Origin of the sequence: Streptomyces fodineus, from assembly GCF_001735805.1 — a bacterium.
Classification (GTDB): domain Bacteria; phylum Actinomycetota; class Actinomycetes; order Streptomycetales; family Streptomycetaceae; genus Streptomyces; species Streptomyces fodineus.
The window spans coordinates 9503843-9524490 of the sequence record NZ_CP017248.1 but is presented as its reverse complement, the minus strand read 5'-3'; the positions used below and the strand labels follow the sequence as shown (position 1 = coordinate 9524490).

Annotated in this window: 15 protein-coding genes and 4 pseudogenes; 11 read left to right on the top strand and 8 right to left on the bottom strand. The window is 70.0% G+C overall.

Annotated elements, in window-relative coordinates; translation table 11 throughout:
• Positions 1-380 precede the first annotated feature (380 nt).
• Genes BFF78_RS41375 through BFF78_RS41355 form a run of 5 tightly spaced genes read left to right on the top strand, consistent with a single transcriptional unit; the run spans position 381 to position 7705 of the window.
• Positions 381-1643, top strand: coding sequence for a phenylacetate--CoA ligase family protein (locus tag BFF78_RS41375; protein WP_069783165.1), 1263 nt, complete (start codon positions 381-383; stop codon positions 1641-1643).
• A complete protein-coding gene (locus tag BFF78_RS41370) occupies positions 1640-2911 on the top strand; it encodes an MFS transporter (protein WP_069783164.1) in 1272 nt (423 codons plus the stop codon). Before BFF78_RS41375 ends, BFF78_RS41370 begins: the two co-directional genes overlap by 4 nt.
• A complete protein-coding gene (locus tag BFF78_RS41365) occupies positions 2908-4041 on the top strand; it encodes a GNAT family N-acetyltransferase (RefSeq protein ID WP_069783163.1) in 1134 nt (377 codons plus the stop codon). Before BFF78_RS41370 ends, BFF78_RS41365 begins: the two co-directional genes overlap by 4 nt.
• Complete coding sequence (locus BFF78_RS41360; RefSeq protein WP_069783162.1) at positions 4038-5204, top strand: LuxE/PaaK family acyltransferase; 1167 nt, start codon at positions 4038-4040, stop codon at positions 5202-5204. The genes BFF78_RS41365 and BFF78_RS41360 overlap by 4 nt, the downstream gene beginning before the upstream one ends.
• Complete coding sequence (locus BFF78_RS41355; protein WP_227026078.1) at positions 5201-7705, top strand: acyl-CoA reductase; 2505 nt, start codon at positions 5201-5203, stop codon at positions 7703-7705. The genes BFF78_RS41360 and BFF78_RS41355 overlap by 4 nt, the downstream gene beginning before the upstream one ends.
• 196 nt (positions 7706-7901) lie before the next feature.
• On the opposite strand, the gene BFF78_RS41350 is transcribed toward BFF78_RS41355, so the two are convergent.
• Positions 7902-8255, bottom strand: coding sequence for a hypothetical protein (locus tag BFF78_RS41350; RefSeq protein WP_069784139.1), 354 nt, complete (start codon positions 8253-8255; stop codon positions 7902-7904).
• A 182-nt stretch (positions 8256-8437) separates the two neighbouring features.
• Between BFF78_RS41350 and BFF78_RS41345 the strand changes: the two genes are divergently transcribed.
• Positions 8438-9295, top strand: a complete 858-nt coding sequence (locus BFF78_RS41345) for an acyl-CoA thioester hydrolase/BAAT C-terminal domain-containing protein (protein WP_069783161.1) — start codon at positions 8438-8440, stop codon at positions 9293-9295.
• Between the two features lie 258 nt (positions 9296-9553).
• On the opposite strand, the pseudogene BFF78_RS49165 reads toward BFF78_RS41345, so the two are convergent.
• The 6 genes and pseudogenes from BFF78_RS49165 to BFF78_RS41325 form a co-directional block, all read right to left on the bottom strand.
• Positions 9554-9691 (bottom strand): annotated as a pseudogene (locus BFF78_RS49165) (hypothetical protein); the annotation flags it as partial.
• Positions 9667-9993, bottom strand: a pseudogene (locus tag BFF78_RS41340) (SDR family NAD(P)-dependent oxidoreductase); the annotation flags it as partial. The pseudogenes BFF78_RS49165 and BFF78_RS41340, both read right to left, overlap by 25 nt.
• Before the next feature lie 145 nt (positions 9994-10138).
• Positions 10139-10606: an aromatic-ring hydroxylase C-terminal domain-containing protein gene (locus BFF78_RS50355; RefSeq protein ID WP_418346779.1), complete on the bottom strand. Its 468-nt coding sequence runs from the start codon at positions 10604-10606 to the stop codon at positions 10139-10141.
• Positions 10604-10795, bottom strand: a pseudogene (locus tag BFF78_RS50350) (FAD-dependent monooxygenase); the annotation flags it as partial. The pseudogene BFF78_RS50350 and the gene BFF78_RS50355, both read right to left, overlap by 3 nt.
• A 286-nt stretch (positions 10796-11081) precedes the next feature.
• Entirely contained in the window at positions 11082-11678 is a 597-nt protein-coding gene (locus BFF78_RS41330; protein ID WP_227026189.1) for a Type-2Aa cytolytic delta-endotoxin, read from the bottom strand.
• A gap of 228 nt (positions 11679-11906) precedes the next feature.
• Positions 11907-13619 carry an MFS transporter gene (locus BFF78_RS41325; protein WP_069783157.1) on the bottom strand — a complete coding sequence of 571 codons (1713 nt, stop codon included), beginning with the start codon at positions 13617-13619 and terminating at the stop codon, positions 11907-11909.
• A gap of 278 nt (positions 13620-13897) precedes the next feature.
• On the opposite strand from BFF78_RS41325, the gene BFF78_RS41320 reads away from it, so the two are divergent.
• From BFF78_RS41320 to BFF78_RS41300, 5 genes are all read left to right on the top strand, one after another.
• The gene (locus BFF78_RS41320) at positions 13898-14692 is read left to right on the top strand and encodes a TetR/AcrR family transcriptional regulator C-terminal domain-containing protein (RefSeq protein ID WP_069783156.1); all 795 of its coding nucleotides are present in this window, start codon (positions 13898-13900) and stop codon (positions 14690-14692) included.
• Positions 14693-15213: 521 nt separating this feature from the next.
• On the top strand, positions 15214-16041 hold the full coding sequence (locus BFF78_RS41315) for a maleylpyruvate isomerase family mycothiol-dependent enzyme (protein ID WP_069783155.1): 828 nt from the start codon (positions 15214-15216) through the stop codon (positions 16039-16041).
• Positions 16042-16433: 392 nt separating this feature from the next.
• Positions 16434-17474: a vWA domain-containing protein gene (locus BFF78_RS41310; protein WP_069783154.1), complete on the top strand. Its 1041-nt coding sequence runs from the start codon at positions 16434-16436 to the stop codon at positions 17472-17474.
• An 829-nt stretch (positions 17475-18303) separates the two neighbouring features.
• On the top strand, positions 18304-18771 hold the full coding sequence (locus BFF78_RS41305; protein WP_159033149.1) for an ATP-binding protein: 468 nt from the start codon (positions 18304-18306) through the stop codon (positions 18769-18771).
• A gap of 111 nt (positions 18772-18882) precedes the next feature.
• Entirely contained in the window at positions 18883-19860 is a 978-nt protein-coding gene (locus BFF78_RS41300; RefSeq protein WP_069784137.1) for a sugar-binding transcriptional regulator, read from the top strand.
• A 23-nt stretch (positions 19861-19883) separates the two neighbouring features.
• Here the strand turns inward: BFF78_RS41300 and BFF78_RS41295 are convergent.
• Positions 19884-20638 (bottom strand): annotated as a pseudogene (locus tag BFF78_RS41295) (class I SAM-dependent methyltransferase).
• Positions 20639-20648 lie beyond the last annotated feature (10 nt).

Below are 20648 nucleotides of genomic sequence, written 5' to 3'. Positions count from 1 at the left end.
TCTTTCTCGTTCTTCGAAGCGGGTGGAGTCGCATTCAAGCCATAGAACGGGTTGCCGGGAACTGGCTGTTCCATAAGGCTTCCTTGAGCGTCCTCAAAGGACAGTTATAGGTGACACGTTGGATGTGACAACCGTCTCCGGGCCGTGCGGGAACCGAAGTTCCCCGGAATCCGTCCGTGAGGCGTCAATGCCCCTTCCATCAGTGGCCAGTTGGCGCAAGTCCGTTCCAAATGGTGAGATAAACTCGCCTCCGAACGCCCGCTCGTGATGGGCGTCCGCTCACCCACACCTTCAGCGACCGAAGTCCCGTCAGTGGATCCATCCCGTCGCATCCGCCGGCCTTTCCCGTGCCGGCGGACCACGCCTCCGAGCAGGAATTGATGCCCGTTCAATCAATTGCGGAACTCATACGTTTCGCCCGGCACAACTCGCCTTTCTACCGCGAGCTCTACACTCACCTTTCCGATCACGTGACTCGTCTCACGGATCTCCCGGTGGTGCCCCAGGCCGATTTCTGGCGAGCCAACGCACCCCGCGACAACCGGCTGCTGACCGCCCCCTTGAACGAAGCGGTCGTGTTCCGCAGCGGCGGGACCACAGGCTCACCGAAGTTCTCCTACTACACCCGCACCGAATGGCGTGAGTTCACCGCCGCGTTCGGTGCCGGACTCGTCTCCGCCGGGCTGCGGCCCGGTCACCGGGTGGCAGACCTCTTCTACGCGGGCGACCTGTACGCGAGCTTCAGCTTCGTCCTCGACTCCTTGCACCGCTCCCCCGTGGCCAACGTCCGGCTGCCCATCGGCGGCGCGACGCCCTGGGAATCCACCGCGGCGACCTTGGAGGAGTTCCGGGTCCAGGTCGTCGCCGGCACTCCGACCACACTGTGCTCGCTCGCCGAACGCCTGGCCGGCGCACACCGCACCCTGCCGGACGTGGAGCTGCTCTTCTTCGGCGGGGAATGCCTCTTCGGCGACCAACTCCCGCTGCTACGGGCCGCGTTCCCGAATGCCGAGCCACGCTCCCTGGGATATGCGAGCGTCGACGCGGGGCTCCTCGGCAAGGCCGTGCCCGGCGGGGATCCGCGCGTGCACCGCGCGTTCACGCCGTACACGGTGGTCGAGATCCTGTGTGACGAGACCGACGAAGCCGTTGCCGGCAACGGAGTGGCCGGGCGGCTGGTCGTCACCGATCTCCGCCGGCGGCTCATGCCCGTGCTCCGCTATCCGGCGGGCGACAGGGCCGAGTGGGTCGACCGGGACGCGGGTGTCTTCCGTATCCTCGGGCGCGCCGAGGAAGGCGTGCGGGTCGGCCCCGTCTCTCTCTACACCGAGGACGTCCATGACGTCGTCACCGCGGCTGACCTCCGCGGCGAGGTGACCGGTGTGCAGCTCGTGGTACGGCGCCGGGACGGCCGGGACGGCCTGGTGCTGCGGCTCGCGGTCGCCGATCCCGGGAAGGTGTCCGCCGCGTTGGAGGAGTCCGTCGTGGCGGCGGTCCTCGCGGAGCGACCGTTCTACGCGAGCGCGACCGCCTCCGGGCACGTGAACCCGATCGGCGTCGAATGGGTGCGGCACCAGGATCTCGCGGTCAACTCCCGCTCGGGCAAGCTCATCCGGGTCGTCGACGAACGGCCGCACACGTGAGCGCGGCGCCCGCGCGCGCACGGCGTCTGCCGCTCGTCCTGCGCAATCCGTCCTTCGGCAGGGTCTGGGCCGGTCAGCTCCTCACCCAGGCGGCGAGCCGTATGTTCCAGGTCGGCGCGGTCTGGTGGCTCGTCGGGTTCGCGGGCGGCGAGCACCGCGGGCTCGACTCGGGCCTGTTCCTCATGGTGAGCACCGTGCCCGCGGTGGCTCTCGCCCCGGTGATCGCCCGCATCGTCGCACGGCACGCACACCGCACGGTACTGGCGGGCGCGGCGAGCGTGGCGGGCGCGGTGGCCGTGACGGCGGCCGTCCTGGCCTGTTCCGACGCCCTGCCCATGGCCGCCGCCTACCTGGTGGGGCTGGTGTTGGCCGGCTGCCAGGCGGTCTTCGATCCCTGTCTGACCACCTCGGTGCCGGAACTCGTCGAGGACGCCGACATCGAGTCGGCCACCGGCTTCGAACTGTCCACCCAGTCCGTCGCCGGGCTGTGCGGCGGGCTGCTCGGTCCTCTCGTGGTCGACGCGGGCGAGCTGGCCGGTGTCACCGCCACCTGCGGCGCCGCATACCTGCTCGCTGCCGTGCTGATCGGCTCCACGCGGTTTCCGCACCGCGTGGCCGGAGACGGCCCGGCTCCCGAGCCACGCACGCTGCGCCGGGTACTGGCCGGTCTGCCCTTCATCCGCCGTGTGCTGGTCTGCTTCGCCGCCGCCAACGTCTTCACCACCGCCGTCTACGTCGTGATGCCGCTGTACACCCGGGAGGCGCTGCACGCGACCGGCTCCACCGTCGCCTCGCTGGAGACGGCCCTCGGTGCGGGCACCCTGCTGGGGTCGTTCACGGGCGGGCGCCTGCCCGGCCGTCCCATCGCGGTCGGCAGCGTGTGCCTGACCGTGATGGCCGCGGCCCTCGCTCTGCCGGGCCTGGTCGCCGGGCATGCGGCGGCCCTGGCGTCGATGGCCGTGGCCGGCTGGTGCGTGGGCGTGATCGGCGTGCGGTTCGTCGCGCTGTTCCAGCGGCTGGTGCCCGCCGAAGACAAGCCGGGCTTCTTCGCGGTCATGCAGGCGGTGCTGGGCGCCACCTTCCCGGTGTCCTCACTCGTGTTCGGCGCACTGGGCGACCACCTACCGGCCCGAACGCTGTGCCTCGCGCAGGGCGCGGGACTCGTGCCGGTCGCGCTGGCGCTGTGGTGGCTCGGGAGCCGCGCGGACACCGCCGGGCAGCGCGGGCCGGACGCATCCACGCCCGTACCGGCGGGAGAAGCCCCGTGAACGCCTCCCTCTCCCCCGCGTCCGTCCAGGACATCGCCGAGCTGCGGCAGCTGTACTTCGAGGTGTACGGGCACGGCTACCCGGTGCCGCTCGGCAGCGACCCGGTGGTCATGCGGCGGCTGATCACCGACGGCACCGCGCACTGGCTCACCGCCCGCACCCACGCGGGCGACCTGGTCGGTTCCGCGGTCGTGCTGACCGAACCGGGCGGCCGCATCGGCAAACTGGTCGGCCTCGCGGTGCACCCCGGCCATCGCGGCGGCGGTCTCGCCTCTCGGCTGACCGGGGCCGTCTGCGACGAAGCCTTCGCCACGGGCCGGCTGGACTCGGTGTACGCCACCGTCCGCCTGGTCACCGAAGGTCCGCAGCAGGTCGTCGTACGCAACGGATTCCGGCCGCTCGGCCTGCTGCCGAACGCCGTCGAGGTCGAGGGCTGCGAGACCCTCGCGTTGTTCGCCCGCTACGCCGACGGTGTGCTGGAGCGCCGCGAACCCGTGGCGAGCGTCCCCGAGCGGCTGTCGGCGTTGCTGTCCGCCGCTTCCCGCGGCGTCGGCATCGACTACACCCGGACGCGCCCCGCCCCCTGCCGCGGTGCGGCGGCCGCCGCCGGCGCCGAACCGATCGAGCTGATCGCGGCCCCGGCCTTCGTACGGCGCCGCTTCCTGGAGCTGTTTCCCGCGGCCGACGACCGCTTCTTCCCGCTGCACACACCCAACGCGGTCCTGGTGGCCGCCGACGGCCGCTTCGAGGCGTACGCCGACCTCGATGCCGTGGCGGGCAGTTGCGCACTGGTCGCGGTCCATCCCCGCCCGGCCGCGGTGGCGGGAGCCCTGGAGGCGCTGATCGCGTCGGTCGCGCGGGCCGGTGCCGACTATGTCGAGGCGCTGCTGCCGCTGGCCGACACCGAGGCGCTGGAGGTCTTCCTCGCCTCGGGATTCGTACCGAGCGCGGTCTACCCCGCGATGCGCCGTATCCAGGACCGGCTCCACGACTACGTCGTGCTCTCGCGCACCAGCCGGCAGATCGACTTCCGTACGACCGCGGTCAGCCCGCTGCTCCAGCCGTACCTCGGTGCCTATCTGAGTGCCTGGACCACCACCTACCTGCCCCTTCACGAGGTGTCCCGATGAAACCCCATCTCGCTCCCGTCGAGGTTCCCGACCCGGCGGCGCTCGGCCAGGTACAGCGCCTGTGCGATCTGGCGGAGCCGTACGCCACCGGCCCCGGCACCGACGCGCTGTTCGCCGCCGCCATGGCGGAGGCCAACGCCTGGCACGCCCGCCGCTCCCCCTTCTTCGCCGCCCTGCTGGAGGACCCGGCCGAAGCACCCGCTCCCACGGTCGGCGACGGCATACGCACCCCGCTTGTGCCCGCCGCGTTCTTCAAGCGCCATGAGGTGCTCTCGATCCCGCGCGACGAGGTGTTCCTGCATCTGACCTCCTCGGGCACCACGGGCCAGAAGTCACAGATGTTCTTCGACGAGTGGACCATCCGCTCGGCGCAGCGCATGGTGGCCCGGATCTTCGACCACTACGGCTGGATCACCCCCGAACAGCCGGTGAACTACCTGCTGTACAGCTACGAGCCGGCTCCGGCGCTGAAGCTGGGCACCTCGTTCACCGACAACTATCTGTGCGACTTCGCCCCGGCCCGGCACACCACGCACGCTCTGCGGCACACCGGCACCGGCCACGAGTTCGACGTGCACGGCTGCATCGCGGCGCTGAGGCGCTACGCCGAGGACGACGTGCCGGTGCGCATCCTGGGCTTCCCCGCGTTCTTGTACTTCACCCTGGAGCGGATGCGGGCGATGGGGCTGCCGCCGCTCACGCTGCCCGAGGGATCGCTGGTGGTGCTCGGCGGCGGCTGGAAGGGGCACGCCGACCGGCAGATCGGCAAGGACACGTTCTACGCCGAGGTCACCGACAGCCTCGGGATTCCCGCGGAGCGCGTCCGCGACACGTTCGGCTCCGTCGAGCACTGCGTGCCGTACGTCGAGTGCGCCCATCACCGGCTGCACGTGCCGGTGTGGTCGCGAGCGGCCGTCCGCGACACCGGGACGCTGCGTCCACTGCCGTACGGCGACCGTGGCTTCCTGCACCTGGTCAGCCCTTACATCACCTCGGTGCCCGCGCACAGCGTGCTGATGGGCGACCTCGCGTCGCTGCATCCCGGCGAGGGGTGTCCCTGCCCGCTGTCCACCGACTGGTTCACCGTGCACGGCCGTGCCGGGGTGAGCCGCAACCGCAGCTGCGCGGTCGCCGCCGCCGAACTGATGAAGGGAATGTCGTGATCACCTCCGTACTCCACCTCTGGCAGGGCGAGTTCGTCGACGACGCCGAGGCCGGCCGCCGGCTGGCCGGCCTGCTCGAGCTGGCCGGGCGGGTCCTGACGCGTCCTCTGCCCACCGACGTGGTGCTCGGCGCCTGCGCCGCGGTCAGCCGTGACCTCGACGATCCCGCCTCCGCCCTGTACGGCCGGCTGGCCGGGCAACTGCCGGCGGACGAGGCCGCGGACGTGCTGGCCGAGCTGGCGACCGCGCTCACCCGGGAGGCGCTGGAGCGCAAGCTGCGGCGGGAGCTGGGCGGCCCGCGCCCGGAACGGCTGACCCGGCCGGACGCCCGCGAGACGGTGTACGAGGCCTGGGCGCCCGTCGGTCTGCTGGTGCACATCGCGCCGGGCAACGCCGCGGCCGTGGCACCGCTGAGCGTCGTCGAGGGTCTGCTGGCCGGCAACCTGAACGTGCTGAAGACCAGCAGCTCCGACTCGGCCCTCGCCCTCGACGTGCTCGCCGCGCTCGGTGCGGCCGACCCGTCCGGGCTGATCGCCGAGCGTATCGTCGTCCTGCGTTTCTCCTCCGCGCGCCGTGAGTGGCTGCAGGCGCTCTGCGGGCCGGCCGACGCGATCGCGGTGTGGGGCGGTGAGGACGCGGTGCGCGCGGCGGGCGAACTGGCCCAGCCCGGTTGCCGGGTGGTCGAATGGGGCCACCGGATCTCCTTCGCCTATCTCACCCGGCAGGCCGCGTCCGCGGACGGCATGCTCGACGCGCTCGCCGCAGACGTCTGCCGACTGGAACAGCAGGCGTGTTCCAGCCCGCAGGTGGTGTATCTCGACACCGACGACACCGAGGAACTCTTCGCGTTCGCCGGCCGGTTCGCCGAACGGCTGGCCAAGGTCTCCGACGCGCGTCAGGCGCCGTTGCCGGGCCCGGCCGAGCAGGCGGAGATCACCACGGTGCAGCAGCTCGCCCGGCTCGAACAACACCTGGGCCTCACCCGTGTGTTCGCCGCCGAGGACGGCTCCTGGCGGGTCCTGGCCGACACGCGCTGCGCACTGGACGCCTCCCCGCTGCACCGCAGTGTCTGGGTCAAGCCGCTCCCCCGGCACGCGATCACCGCGACCCTGCGGCCCATGCGCCGCTACCTGCAGACCGCCGCGATCGGCGGGGACCGTGCCGATGTGGCCGCCCTGTCGCGCGCGATGTTCGCCGCGGGCGTCACCCGCGTCACCCCGGTCGGCTCCATGCTGGAGAGCTACGAGGGCGAACCGCACGACGGCGTCTACGCGTTGCAGCGCTACAGCCGCAGGGTGAGCGTGCGCGCCGCAGGCGCGGACTTCCGTACGGTGCCCTGTCTGGACGACCTGACGGCGCCCCCCGTACTGCCGCCTGCGCCGGACACGCCGCTCCTCGGCAAGGAGGGCGTGCAGCGCGCGCTCGCGACCCTGGATCCGCGCCACGCGCACCTGTACTTCCACAGCGGAGGCTCCACGGGCACACCCGCGCTGTCGGTGTTCACCTGCGACGACTACGACAACCAGATGCGCGCCGCGGCGGACGGGCTGCTCGCGGCCGGCTTCGACCCGGCGCGGGACCGGGCGGCCAACCTCTTCTACAGCGGTGGCATGTACGGAAGCTTCATCAGCTTCTTCTCCATTCTGGAACGGCTGAACGCCACCCAGTTCCCGATCGCCGCGGGCCCCGACCACGCCATGGTGGCCGAGGCACTGGTCGGCCACCGGGCCGACACCCTCTTCGGTATGCCGTCCTACCTGTGGCAGCTGCTCCACGCCGAGGCCGACCGGCTGCGTGCCTACGGCGGCATACGGAAGGTGTTCTACGGCGGCGAGCACTTCACCGCCGAACAACGCAGGGTGCTCACCGACGACTTCGGGGTGGAGGTGATCCGCTCCGCGGCCTACGGCAGCACCGACCTCGGGCCTCTGGGCTACCAGTGCGTGTCCTGCGACGGCTCGGTCCACCATGTGCTGACGGACCTGCATACGCTGGAGATCCTGGATCCGATAGAGGACCGGCCGGTGGCCCCGGGTGAGCCGGGACGGCTGGTGTTCACCTCCCGAGCCCGGGCCGGTCAGCGCCTGGAGCGCTACGAGATCGGTGATCTGGGACGTGCGGTGGACGGCACCTGTGCCTGCGGCAGCACCGTACCTCGCCTGGAACTGCTCGGGCGCTACGGCGACGTGGTGCGCGTGGGCACGTACTTCGTCAACTACCGGCGGGTCGTACGGGCGTTGGAGGAGCGGCTCGCCTATCACGGCGAGGTGCAGCTGTCGGTGGCACCCGGTACCGACCGGGAGGAGCTGACGGTCCGGCTCGACGAGCAGTACGCCCCCGACCCCGGCGTCACACGCACCGCGGTCACCACCGAGGTCCCGGAGGTGGCCTCGGCGGTGGAGGAGGGCTTGCTGTCCCTTTCCGTGCAGAACGTACGGAGGGAAGCCTTCGAGCGCACCCCGACCAGCGGCAAGCTTCGTACGGTCGTCGACCTGCGCTGAGATCGAGGCGGAGCCGCGCCACGGAAGGTGCGGGCCACGGCAGGGGGAAGCGCGGCCCGGCGGGCGATGCCGCATCGAGCACCTGCTCGACCGCTCGCTCGACGGGCCGCGCACCCCGCTCCCCCTGGCCGCCGACGCGTGTCGCCGGCGGCAGATGCCGTACGCCATCGCCGTCCCGGAGGAGTGCTGCCGGAGATCAGTCACCGGGCCGGAACCGCAGCGCCGACCAGGTGTCGTCGATGGCAACCTGCCGCACGGGGCGCACACCCCGCTCGGACAGCGCGGCGGCCAGGGTGTCGCGGTTCAGATCCGTGCCGAGCTTCCCGCCCTTCGGGTAAGCCACCCAGGCGAGGGCATCACGCCGCGCGGCCGCAAGTGCCGCCTGCGCATCCGTCCCGAGAAGATCACCGGAGGTGGTCACGAAAGCGAGTACCGCATCGGCCGCAGCCGCGTCACCTGCGGCCTCGATCTCCAGCTGGACGTCGTCGGGCTTGCCCAGTACCACGACACTCTGACCGGGCTTGATCTGCAGCTTGCTGATGACGGACATCCCCCGATCCTGCCATCCGAGGTGGGGCTCCGCGCGCCGGTCCGGGGCCCCGACGCCGACCACCAGGTGCCGCAGCACGTTTCGACCTGGAGCACGCTTCCGGCTGCTCGGACAGACCCCTCCTGCCCGAATAGGCTGCCCTGGCGCACCAAGCAGCTGAAGGCGTACCGCGGGGAGAGCACGTGGAACTGACAGAGCGCGAGCTGACCAACCCGTGGGATGGCGTTCTCATCGCTCCCGCCGCCGGCACGGACGTAGGCGTTCTGGTCCTGGCGGGCTCCAGCGGACGCATCGAGCGTGAAAGAGCGCGCCTGCTCGCCGAGCAGGGCATGGCGGCCCTGGCGATCCGCTGGTTCGGCGGGCCGGGGCAGTCCCAGGGAATCTGCGAAGTCCCGCTGGAAACCTTCACCGACGCCGTCGATCTTCTCCGCTCCGGCGGAGCGCGCCGCATCGGTATCCTCGGCGTATCCAAGGGGGCTGAAGCAGCTCTGCTCACCGCGGTGCACGACCCGCGGGTGGACGTGGTGATCGCGCTGTCGCCGACCTCGCGGGTCTGGTGCAACGTCGGACCGGGCCGCGACGGCGAACAGCACCCCTATCGATCGTCCTGGACGTGGCGAAAGCAGCCGCTTCCTTTCGTGCCGATGGATGACTCCTGGACGGCCGCACAACCGTCAAGCGGCCCGGTCGCCATCCGCGGATGGTACGAACTCAGCGAGAAGACCTTCACTCATCTGGTGCCCCCGGCTGAGATCCCCGTGGAGAAGGCCCGTGCGGATCTGCTGCTTGTCGCCGGTGGCGACGACGCGATGTGGCCGTCCCTGCCGTTCGCCGAACAGCTGGCACAACGCCGTCGCTCAGCCGGGGCCACCGTGCGACTGGTTGCCCGCCACGATGCCGGCCACCGACCACGCCTTCCGGGTGAGAGCCCGGCGCCGGCCTCCCCGCGCTTCCAGTACGGAGGAACGCGCGAAGCTGACGCACTCCTGGGTGCCGCTGCCTGGCCACACATCCTCGACGCACTCGGCAACAGAGGCTGAAACGACGACGGATTCCTTGCCGTCGGCTCGCGGCCGCAATGCTGCTTGAACGGCGTGCAGAAAGTTCCAGCAGCCCCGTCGTAGGCTTTGTCCGCCAGGCGGGTCAGGGACGGGGCCCTGTCGGCCGGCGCTGTGGTCACGCTGTGCACGTAGGCGTGGGCGGTGGCCGGTTGGGTGTGTGCGGGTCAGACGATGTGCCGCCCCCCCATCCACGGTGAGCACGTCACCGGTGGTGTACGCGGCGCTGGCGAGGTAGTGCACGGCCTCGGCCACGTCCGCGGGCGAACCGACACGGTGCAGCGGCGTGTTAGCGGTGCCGAGACCGACGAGATGTTGACGATCGCCGCCGACGGCGACTGCTGCAGATACGGGACCGCGGCCGTGGTCAGCTGCCACACCCCGAAGACGTTGACGCCGAAGATCTCCCGCCAGACGGCGGCATCGGCCGCTTGCAGGTCCTCCAGCGGGATGAAGCGGGTGGTACCCGCGTTGTTCACCAGGATGTCGAGCCGACCGTATGTCTCGATCGTCTCCGCCACGATCCGGCCCGCGTCCGCCGTGTCGGCCACGTCGCCCTGCACGTACACCGCGTCGGGCAGTTCGGCTGCGAGCTCCTTGCCCGCCGACGCACTCCGCGCGGAATTGACGACGACCCGGATGCCGTCGCCGGCGAGCCGCCGGGCGACGGCCGCCCCCATGCCCTGGGAGGGTGCGAATCCGGGCGCCGCCGTTCCCGGTCGGGCCCGGGTGCGGCGGGGTCGTCATCCTGAAGACCCGGCCGCACTCCCTCGTGGAAGCGCTCGAGACATGCCTGCGCGCCGGCCGCCAGGTGCGGGACGGTCGCTAGTCGCAGCGGCCCGTACCGTCCCCCAACCAGCGTGTCAGGGCGACTTCCAGGCCCGCGGGGTCACTGGCGGCCGACGCCCAGGCCACGAAGCCGTCGGGACGTACCAGCAGGCCGTTCACCCCGGCGCCGTCCGAACTGCCCCGGACCAGCTCCAGACGCCCGGCGTACGGCTTGGCCAGGGCTGCCAGCCGGTCGTCCCCGGCGAGATCGACGAGCAGGGCCCGGCCCTCGTGGGTGCGGCCGGAGAGCCATGTGCCGTCATCCAGCCGGAGGTTGGGCATCGTCATGCCGACCAGCGGACGGCCGTTCCCCAGGTCGTAGCGCTGCCACAGACCGGAGATCCGCTTCACGTAGTAGGTCGCCCCGTCCCGTGTACCGAGGAAATCGGTGGCCGCATCTCTGAGGGCACGGCTGTCCGCGTCGCCGCGCATCACGGCCACCTGCGCACGGGTCCAGTCGAGCACCCAGGCGCCGATCGGGTGCCGTTCGCTGGTGTAGGTGTCGAGCAGGTCCTCGGGCGCCCACCCCTGCACGGTGGCGGCGAGCTTCCAGCCGAGATTGACGGCATCGCCGATGCCCAGGTTCAGGCCCTGGCCACTGAACGGTGAGTGCACGTGGGCGGCGTCGCCGCAGAGCGGCACGCGACCGCGCCGGCAGGTCGTCGCCTACCGCGCGTTGTCCGTGAAGCGCGTGCCGAAGGTGACCGTGGTCATGCGGACGTCGGCGCCGCTGACGCGGCGCAGGCTGGCCTGCATCTCGGCCGCGGTGACCGGCGCTTCGCGGTCCGCCGGGGGACCGTCCAGCTCGACCCTGCGCGGAGGAGGCGAAGACGCCGCCGAATGCCTCGGCGAGCGCGGCGTACTCCTCGTCCGTGGTCGGGGTCTCCACGCGCGGTGCGTCGGCGGAGTGAGGAGGCGTCAGGCCGACGATGCCCGGAGGTCAGGTCACGTTCGTGAGCTTCTGGCGCACCACGATCGCGTTGAGCCGGACCGCGAACGGTGCGGTGTCGGTCAGGCCCAGGCTCCCCACACGGGACTTGCCCAAGCCGACGGTGACGTCGGCGCAGAAGGCAACGGCGCGCAGGTACGGCCCGGCTTCCTCGTCCTGGAGAGCGAAGAACAGATCGCGGTAGTAGCTCGTGTGGTCCGGCCCCTCCTCGTAGTAAGCCAGTCCCGGTTCGCCCTCCTGCGCCGCGAGACCGGTGAAGGCATCCACGAGGCCGCGCTCTACGGTGTCCCAGAACGACGCCTGAGCCGCCTCGGGCGGGAGCGCCTGGCGGACCGCATCCTTGAGGGAGAGCACCATCACCAGGATCGGCGCCTCCTCCTGGAGCCCCCAACCGCGGACCAACTTGACGATGTCGCTGTCCGGAAGCTTGGTTGCGGCATCTCGAATGTGACCGAAGTCGTAGTTGACGGTGGCGGGCGCGATCGCCTCCTGGAAGGCACGCCCCAGGGCCTCCGCTTGGGCGAGATGCACCTCTCCCACTTGTGTGACCGTCCTGAAACAGGCTGCCAACTTCCCCTCCTTAAACATTTTGTTGCAGCGGTGAGGCGTCAGTATGCCGCAGCGATGTGCCACCGCGACCCGCGGGGCGCCGGTGCGGCAGGCGCTACGCGTGACGGTCGACGGGAACAGCAACTCCTCGTACGGACGCGCGGGACCTCTTGCGGCCCGCTCGGGCGGGGCGTCGGTGGAAACGGGCCGGCCGGGCAGCCACCGCTGGGTGGTGCCCGGCCGTTCGTCTCGCCGAGGCTGCCGGGCTCAGTGACCGCCGGAGCCCTCGGGGCGTGCGTGTCGCGGCAGGAGGAAGGAGAGCAGGAACGTCAGGACGAGCATGCCGTCGACGATCCACAGCACCGTCTTCATCACGGAGCCGAAACCGCTACGGAAGGCCGACTTCGCGGTGGTCTCCAGCGCACCGGGTATCCGGGCGCCGGCCTGCGGCGACGTCACGGCGGACCGGGTGTCCTCCTCCAGGCGGGCGCAGGACGCCGGGGTGGCGGCGGGATCCTTGGCGACGGCACGGTCCGAGGCACACCGCCGCAGGTCCGCCACGACACGGTCCTGGGCGGCCGGCGCCACGTGCACGGCGCTCAACTGACCCCGCAGGCCGGCCGAGTGGTGGTCGACGGCGGTGGCGATACCTCCGCCCAGCAGGCCGAAGAACACGGTGCCGAGGAGTGCCACGCCGAAGGCGCCGCCGAGTTGCTGCATCGCGGTCATCGTGCCGGACGCCGAGCCCGTCTCGTGCTGCTCGACGCTGGCGAGCACGATGTCGAAGAAGGGTGCCATGAGCAGGCCCATCCCGGTGCCGGTGACGAGCAGGGCCGGCACGAGCTGCCAGGGGCCGACGCCGCCGCCCACCATGTCGAGGGTCAGCCACACGCCGAACACGCCGAGCGCCATGACCACCGTGCCCGCCTGGAGCACGGCCCGGCCGAACCGGACGACACCCTGAGCGACCCCGAAACCGACGATCATGCCGCCGGACCAGGGCACCATCACCAGACCCGCCTTCAGCGGCGAGTAGCCGAGGCCGATCTGAGTGTAGAGGTTGAAGACGAGCATGAAGCCCTGCATGGTCGAGAAGAAGACCAGCCCGAGTGTCATGCCGCCGCTGAACCCGCGCTTGCGGAAGAGGCTGGGGACGACCAGCGAGTCACGGCCGGCCTTGCTGCGGCGCGACTCGTAGAGGGCGAAGGCGACGAAGACGGCCACCGACGCGGCCATCATCGCGAACGTCCACCCGGGCCAGTCGTACTCACGGCCCTGGACCAGCGGGAAGATGATGAGCAGCGCGGCCAGCGAGACCAGGAGCATGCCGGGTATGTCGAGGCGCGGCTTGTCGCCGGACCGGCCCCTGGGCAGGTAGCGCAGCGCCCCGAGGAAGGCGGCGGCACCCAGCGGCAGGTTGATCAGGAAGATCATCCGCCAGCCGGTGCCGAAGTAGTCGGCGTCCACGAGCCAGCCCGCCAGGATCGGCCCGCACACCGCGGACAGCCCCATGACCGGGCCGAACATGCCGAAGGCCTTCTGCGACTCCTTCGGCGGGAACATCTCCTTGATCATCCCGAGGCCCTGCGGCAGCATCACCGCGCCGAACAGGCCCTGGACGACGCGCGCGGCGATCAGCATCTCGGGCGAGACGGAGACCGCGCACAGCAGCGAGCCCAGGGTGAAGCCGACGGCTCCCGTCAGGAACATCCGGCGACGCCCGTGGATGTCCCCGAGCCGGCCGCCGGTGACCAGTCCGACGGCCATCGAGAGGGTGTACGCGGCGGCGAGCCACTGGAGGGTGGAGGCACCTCCGCCGAGGTCGGCCCGCATGGAGGGGCCGGCGATATTCGTGACGACTGCGTCGAGGAGATCCATCACCTCGGCCGCGAGGATCACGAAGAGCGCAGCCCAGCGCCACCGGTAGGGCGCTGGCGAGTCGGTGGGCGTCTCGACGGACGCGACACCGGTGGTGGACATCGGAAACTCCTCGTAGCAGGCCGCGCCGCGGTGAGGGGTCGGCGGGCACGGTGGTCGGTTGGATGCAAACTGCCCGGCTCGCTGGTACGGCCCAGGGAGGCGGCCGACCGGACACTCGGAAGAACACTGTTCACCGTAGCAGAACAGTGCTCAACGAGAGAACGTCGTTCATTGAGATATAGCGCAATCTCTCGACCGTGACAAGATATATCGCGTCTTGGTGGGGGGTGCCTCACCCTGGGCAGAACACTGTTCTCCCGGTCCCTAGACTGGTCCCCATGAGCGACGCGGCCGCCGGCACCCCCGCACCCCCTCCGCCGTCCCCGTGGGAGCGCGAGCGCCCCTCTCGCGCCCACATCGCGCCCGCACGCGCGCCGCTGTCGCGCGAGCGCGTCGTCGACGCCGCCCTCACCGTGCTGGACCGGCACGGGCTCGACGGCCTTTCGATGCGTCAGGTGGCGGCCGAACTGGGGGTCGCGGTCTCCGCTCTCTACGCCCACGTCAGCTCCAAGGACGACCTCCTGGAGCTCATGTACACACGGCTCTTCGAGGGCTACGCGCTCCCCGCACCCGATCCGGAGCACTGGCAGGAACAGCTACGGGACTTCGCCCGTGCGTGGCGCCGACGTCTGCTGTCCCACCGTGACATGGCCAGGATCTCCATGGGGCACGTCCCCTTCACCGCCGAACTGCTGCCGCATGTCGAGGCGTTGCTGGCCATCTTCCGCACCGCCGGGCTGCCCGACCGCATCGCGGCGGAGGCCGGGGACCTCATCTCCACCTACATCGACGGGTTCGTCCTGGAGGAGGGCATGTGGCGGGACCGGGCCGCTCAGCACGGCGGCAACGCCGCCTCCGCGGCCCGCCCCGACTGGCCCGAGATGGCCGGCGAGATGCAGAACTACTTCGCGTCCCTGCCCGCGCAGCACTTCCCCCACCTGCGCGCACTGTCCGGGCTGATGGTGACGGACTCCTCCGACGAGAGGTTCGACATCGGCCTGGAGATCATCCTGCGCGGCCTGGCGAGCTATCTGCCGGCCCCGGACGCAGACCGCGCCCCCAGCACCCCCTGAACCGCGCCGGTCGCGCCCCTGAGCTACCCGTAGAACGCACCGTCCCCGAACAGGGACTCCGCACTCAGGGCTTACCTGGTGGGCTGGGCACGCCCGTGGCGGCGGTTGGGCGACCGGGCTGATCCAGTCCGCGCGGGGGTACGGCTCGGCGCGGTCTGCCAGGCTGTCGTCGGCTTGGCCCACTTTTCGTCCGGCCGCCCACCATGTGACCAGCCATGCGTCTTGCGGCCACGAGACGCGGGCACCAGCGCCCGTGCACGATCCGAACCCTCAGCGGCATTCGCCCCCTGAACACCCATCGACAGACGCGCGGCTCTCCAGGGTGAGGGCGCGGCGGTCTCGTCCTACACGCCCGTCTGCCTCCGGGTGGTCGACGTAGCCCACGACTGAACGGGCAGCCGCCGAGCACCAGGACCGAAGCGGGGGCGCGCGGGGACTTGTCGCACGCCCCCGAGTCTGGTTGGGTACCAGCGCCGCAGGCACGTTGGGCGTGCCCGCGGGTGGGGAGTGGAGCAAGCAACGTGGACACGACGGTAGGGCAGGACGGCTCGTGGCCCTTGCCCGACGGGCTGGGACAGGCGATCCGGAGCACTGCCGAGGAGATCGCCACGCTGGTGCGGAGCGCGAGCGACACGGCGCTTGCCGTGCCGGGGTCGCAGTGGACCGTCGGCGAGGCCGCCGCCCACCTGGCCATGGCCAACGAACTGATGGCCGACCTGGCAGCCGGGCGGGAGCGCCCCTACGGCGACGGAACTCCCCAGAGCCTCGCCGAGGCCAACGCGGAGTCCCTCGCCGTTTTCGCGGAACGCCGGGCGGAGCCTCTCGCCACGATGATCACGGAGCAGGCCGAGGCGTTCCTGGACGCTCTGTCGCGCCCTGCGGCAGACGGCCCGGCACCCGCCACACCCCTGGGCCTGATGAACCGGTCCGTTCTCGCGTCGTACCTGCTCACGCACATGCTCGGCCATGGATACGACCTGGCTCGCGCCCTGAAACGTTCGCACATGGTCGACCGGGCAAGGGTGGGCCTGTGCATGCCGTTCATGCTCTCGGTCATGCCGCGAGTCGCGGACCCCGCGGCCACGGCCGAACTCACGGCCCGATACCGGATCCGGCTGCGCGGGGGCGAGACGTTCGGCGTGTCGCTCGCCGACGGCGCCGTGCAGGTGACACCGGGGGAACCAGCGCAGCGCGCGGACTGCACCATCCTGCTCGATCCCGTCGCCTTCCTCCTCATCGCACTCGGCCGGCTCAATCCCTGGCGCGCCATCGCCCAGGGACACGTCCTCGCCTGGGGCCCCCGGCCGTGGCTGGCCCCCCGCTTCCCGACCCTGTTCACCGCACCCTGACCCGGCGCCCCGACCACTCGGCGTCGCGACGCTCGGATTGTTCGTCGCTGCCATCAGGCAGGGATGCCGGATCAGGGGCGTGCTCCCCCAGCCGGCGGAGTACGCCCCTGGCCACGGAAGCGCTGCGCCCGGAAGTGCGGCTCTGCCGGGTACTGCTTCGCGGTGGCGGTCCCGGCAAGACGGGTACCGCCGTCCCGCCGGGCCCTCCGCGCGGGCCGGCCGCTCAGCGTGACGGCCCGGCAGGTCTACGACGCTGACGTACCGGGGTCTCGTGCTGCGTCCCACCCGTGCCCCTACTCGGGTCGGCTGCACATCCAGGCTGGCAGCCAAGATCGATTGTCAGTGGTGCGTGAGACGGTAGGAGCATCGAGTCGGAACGAGGGGGAGCTGCCATGTCCGGAAACCAGAACTACATCAATCACGTTGCCCTTGTACTGGACGCCAGTTCGTCCATGTCGCATCTGAGCCGCAAGGTCGTCGAAGTGGCCGACCAGCAGATTGCCTATCTCGCCCGCCGATCGAGGGAGCTGGACCAGGAAACCCGCGTCACGGTGTACGTCTTCGCGGACAAGGTGGAGTGCGTCATCTACGACAAGGACGTGCTGCGGATGCCGTCGCTGAAGCAGCTGTACCGGGTGGGTGGAATGACGGCTCTGCTGGCTGCCGCACTGAAGTCACAGCATGAGCTGGCGCAGACAGCTCAACTGTACGGCGACCACAGCTTCCTGACGTTCGTACTCACCGACGGGCAGGAGAACGCAAGCCATCGCTGCCCGGATGCTCCTGCCATGGATCCGCGTGAACTGGTCAAGGTTGTGGCCGAGATGATCGAGACACAGGAGGACAACTGGACGCTGGCCGTCCTTGTGCCTGACCAGATGGGCAAGCGCGAGGCCATGCAGTGCGGTTTCCCCAAGGACAACATCGCCATCTGGGACGCCACGAGCACACAGGGTCTGGAGGAGGCCGGGCAGGTTATCCGGCAGGCCACCGAGAAATTCATGGTGGGGCGCACCCAGGGCATCCGGGGATCGCGGGCAGTGTTCTCCACGGGTGCTGAGGCGGTCAACAAGGACACCATCAAGGCGGCCGGCCTCACCCCGGTGAATGAGTCGCAGTACGAGCTGATCCCGGTGACTCGTGATGCAGCAATCAGGGACTGGGTCATCGAATGCGGGCACACCTACCGTACCGGTGGTGCGTTCTACCAGCTGAGCAAGTCGGAGAAGATACAGGCGCAGAAGCAGATCGCGGTGCTGGAGAAGAAGACGGACCGGGTGTACGCGGGGCCCGAGGCCCGAGCCCTGCTCGGCCTGCCGGACGTGGAAGTTCGCATCAAGCCTGACCACAACGACGACTTCATGATCTTCGTGCAGAGCACCAGCGTGAACCGGAGACTCATCCCGAACACGCGGCTTCTGCTTATGCTCTGACGTCTTGTCAGCTCCGTGGCGTCCCGGAAGCCTCGTCCCCCTCTGTGCAGGTGAGGGAGTGCTCGGCATCGCGCTCACTCCCGTCCTCGTCTGGCAGCCACGACCCCGGCCGGCGGGACACGCGCGCCGGGCCGCCCCAGGCGGGCTGAACACCCTGGTGTCGGCCGGGGACGGCGCCCTCGTCTCCCCGACCGGCACCAGGCTCTCCCGCTCCACCTGGATCCGTCCCGCCGGCAGCACCCGGTGGCTCGCCCCCCCAGGCCTGGCCGGACACCGACGGATACAACACCGGGCTCGTCTCGCTTGGCGACGGCTCGGTGCGCCCGCCCGCCCCGGCCACCTTCTACAGGCTCGTCCACCAACTCGCCGACCAGCTCGCCGACCCCGCCGGACATCCCCGTCCTCGTCGTGAGGACGTGGTGGTTCAGGTCGCCGATGAAGGTCGCCCATCGCCCATGAAGTCGGTGTCCCCCAGTCTCCATCCGAATTAACCGAACGCAGCCACCGCACTGCATGGCGTCACGAGCCGCAGGCCGCCTTCTGCTCGTTCGAGCACTGACCGCTCAATTTCTGAAAATCTTGGGCTAACGGGCCTTCCGCTGTTGACCTCGCTTTGCGGGAGGCCTTAATGGAAATAGGGCACATGTGAGAGGCAAGTGCTCAGTCGAGCACAGTGGCAGCGCGGTCAGATCCCCGTCCCAGTCGCATGTGACGCGCACGGCTCTCGGATCTCCGCACTGCATCAGTCGGAGGATCCTGCCGTTGAGGCCGTTGCGGTGCCTCAATGGTTTCGCCGCACCTTCTTGAAGGGCCGAGAAAAATGAATGCAGTGGCGGATTACGCCATTCCCCCTGATATAGAAGCCGCATCTGCCTCGCTGGAACTGCGGGCAGTCCCATCCTCCGCGCGTCGGGCACGTGCCTTCACGGAAGGATCTCTGCGCCTGTGGGGCGAGGGCGAGGAACTCGTCGACGCGGCCATGCTGGTCGTCTGCGAGTTGGTCACCAATGCCATCCGCTACGGCGCTCAGCTGCTGAGTGAACGTGCGGAGCGCGAGCACGGTGCAGGCTCGACGATCACCCTCAACCTGGCGCTGCGCCCGGATGCGCTGCACATCGAGGTCCGTGACGGGTCCGCGGTCCTGCCTGTCCAGAGTGTGGCCGGGCGCGAGGACGAGCACGGGCGCGGACTGGCGATCATCGCCGCTCTCGCCGAGTCCTGGACCTGCGCACGCGAGAGGGGCGGCGGCAAGTGGGTCAGGGCCGTTGTCTCGCGCAGGTACACACACGGGGGCTGACAACCGTCCTGGCCCTCGGCATCCCTGCACCCGCCTTGGCGTAAGCGATGCATTCCACCGCGCGTCCGACCGACAATGTCGTCAAGACGATCAGTGAGTAGCCATATGCCCATGCAGCCGAACCCGAAGAGCGGAGCCCGCGCACACCACCCGGGCCCGGAGGAACTGGTGCAGACGGCCGCCATAGCCCGGATGTTCTATCTCGAGGGCAAGTCCAAGACCGACATCGCGGAAGAATTCGGTATCAGCCGCTTCAAGGTGGCCCGGACCCTGGAGACCGCCGTCCGCGACGGCTTGATCCGGCTGGAGGTCCGCCTGCCCGCCGAACTCGACGCCGAACGCTCCGACGCCCTGCGCACCCGGTACGGCCTCCGCCACGCCATCGTCTTCATCTCACGAGCACACGATCCTGGAGGCGCGGCGCTTGTCACTCACCGACTCGGCGCGGTCACGGCGGATCTGCTTGCCGAGATCGTCACCGAGGGAGACGTGCTGGGGCTCATCTGGGGCCCCGAGATCGAGGCACTCGGCCCTGAACTGACCACCCTGCCCCGGTGCACGGTCGTGCAACTGTGTGGCGTGACGCCGCTGCGTCCTGTGGATGCCAACGCCGTGGAGACCGTGCGCCGAGCCGCGTCGGTGGCCCGCGGCCCCGCCTACCCCATCTACGCGCCTCTCCTCCTGCCCGACGGTGCCGCGGCCACCATGCTGCGCCAGCAGCCAGGCATCGCAGAGACCGTCAGCCGGTTCGGCCAGATCACCAAGGCGATCATCACCGTCGGCGCATGGGGGCCAGGGTTGTCGACCGTCTACGACGCCCTCGGCGAATCCGAGCGCCAGGAGTACCGGCACCGAGGAGCATGTGCCGAAGTATCGGGCAGGCTGCTCAACGCAGAAGGACACATCGTCGCCCCGGAACTGAGCGACCGGATCATCGCGATCAGCTTCGAAGAACTACGACGCGTACCCGATGTGATTCTCATGGCCGACGGCCGGCAGCGGGCCGCCGCCACTTCCGCAGCTCTAAAGACCGGCCTGTTCAACGGAATTGTGACGGACACAGCAGTAGCAGATCATTTGCTCGCATGACGCGGCAGTTGTGCCAGGGCCGACTATGAAGGTACCTCGACGACGAAGAACAGGAAGCAGGTTTTGGTCGAAAGGTCATGGAATCCGTCGGGGAACAGTTCACGGGCGGCCGGGTCGGGCTGCGGCTCGCTGATGGCGGAAAGCCGGAAGCCGGCAGCGGTGAAGGCATCGGTCATCGCGTGCAGCGGCCTGCTCCAGAACCGCATCGGGACGGACTGCCCGTTGAACGTCCAGTCGAAGGTATAGCTGGTGGTCGCAAAGTAGTCGGGCCGGGGATCCTGGAACGTGTAGGCCACGAAAGGGTGATCCACCGACGCGATCAGCCGACCGCCGGGCCTGAGCACTCGCCGCAACTCGGCAAGCGTCGGCCCCCAGTCCTCCAGGTAGTGCAAGACCAGCGACGCGACCACGTCATCGAACGCACCGTCGCCGAACGGCAGGCGGGCGCGCAGATCGACCACGTGCAGGGCCACGTCGTCACCGAGCCGCCGCCTCGCCAGCGCCAGCATCCCAGCGCTGGAGTCGATGCCGGTGACGATGGCACCGCGGTCGCGCAATGCAGCGGACACAGGGGGCCTGAGCCGCAGCCGGCGTCCAGGATCCGGCGGCCGGCCACGTCTCCGGCGAGGGCCAACATCGCGGGTCGCGCGTAGTACGCGTTCACGAGGTTGTTCTCGGTCTCCGCCGAGTACGCCTCGGCGAAGCGGTCGTAGCCATTCGCCTGGGCCGGATCTGCCGGCTGGGCGAGACTTTCAGGCACATCGGTTACGCGTTCCATCGTCGCAGCC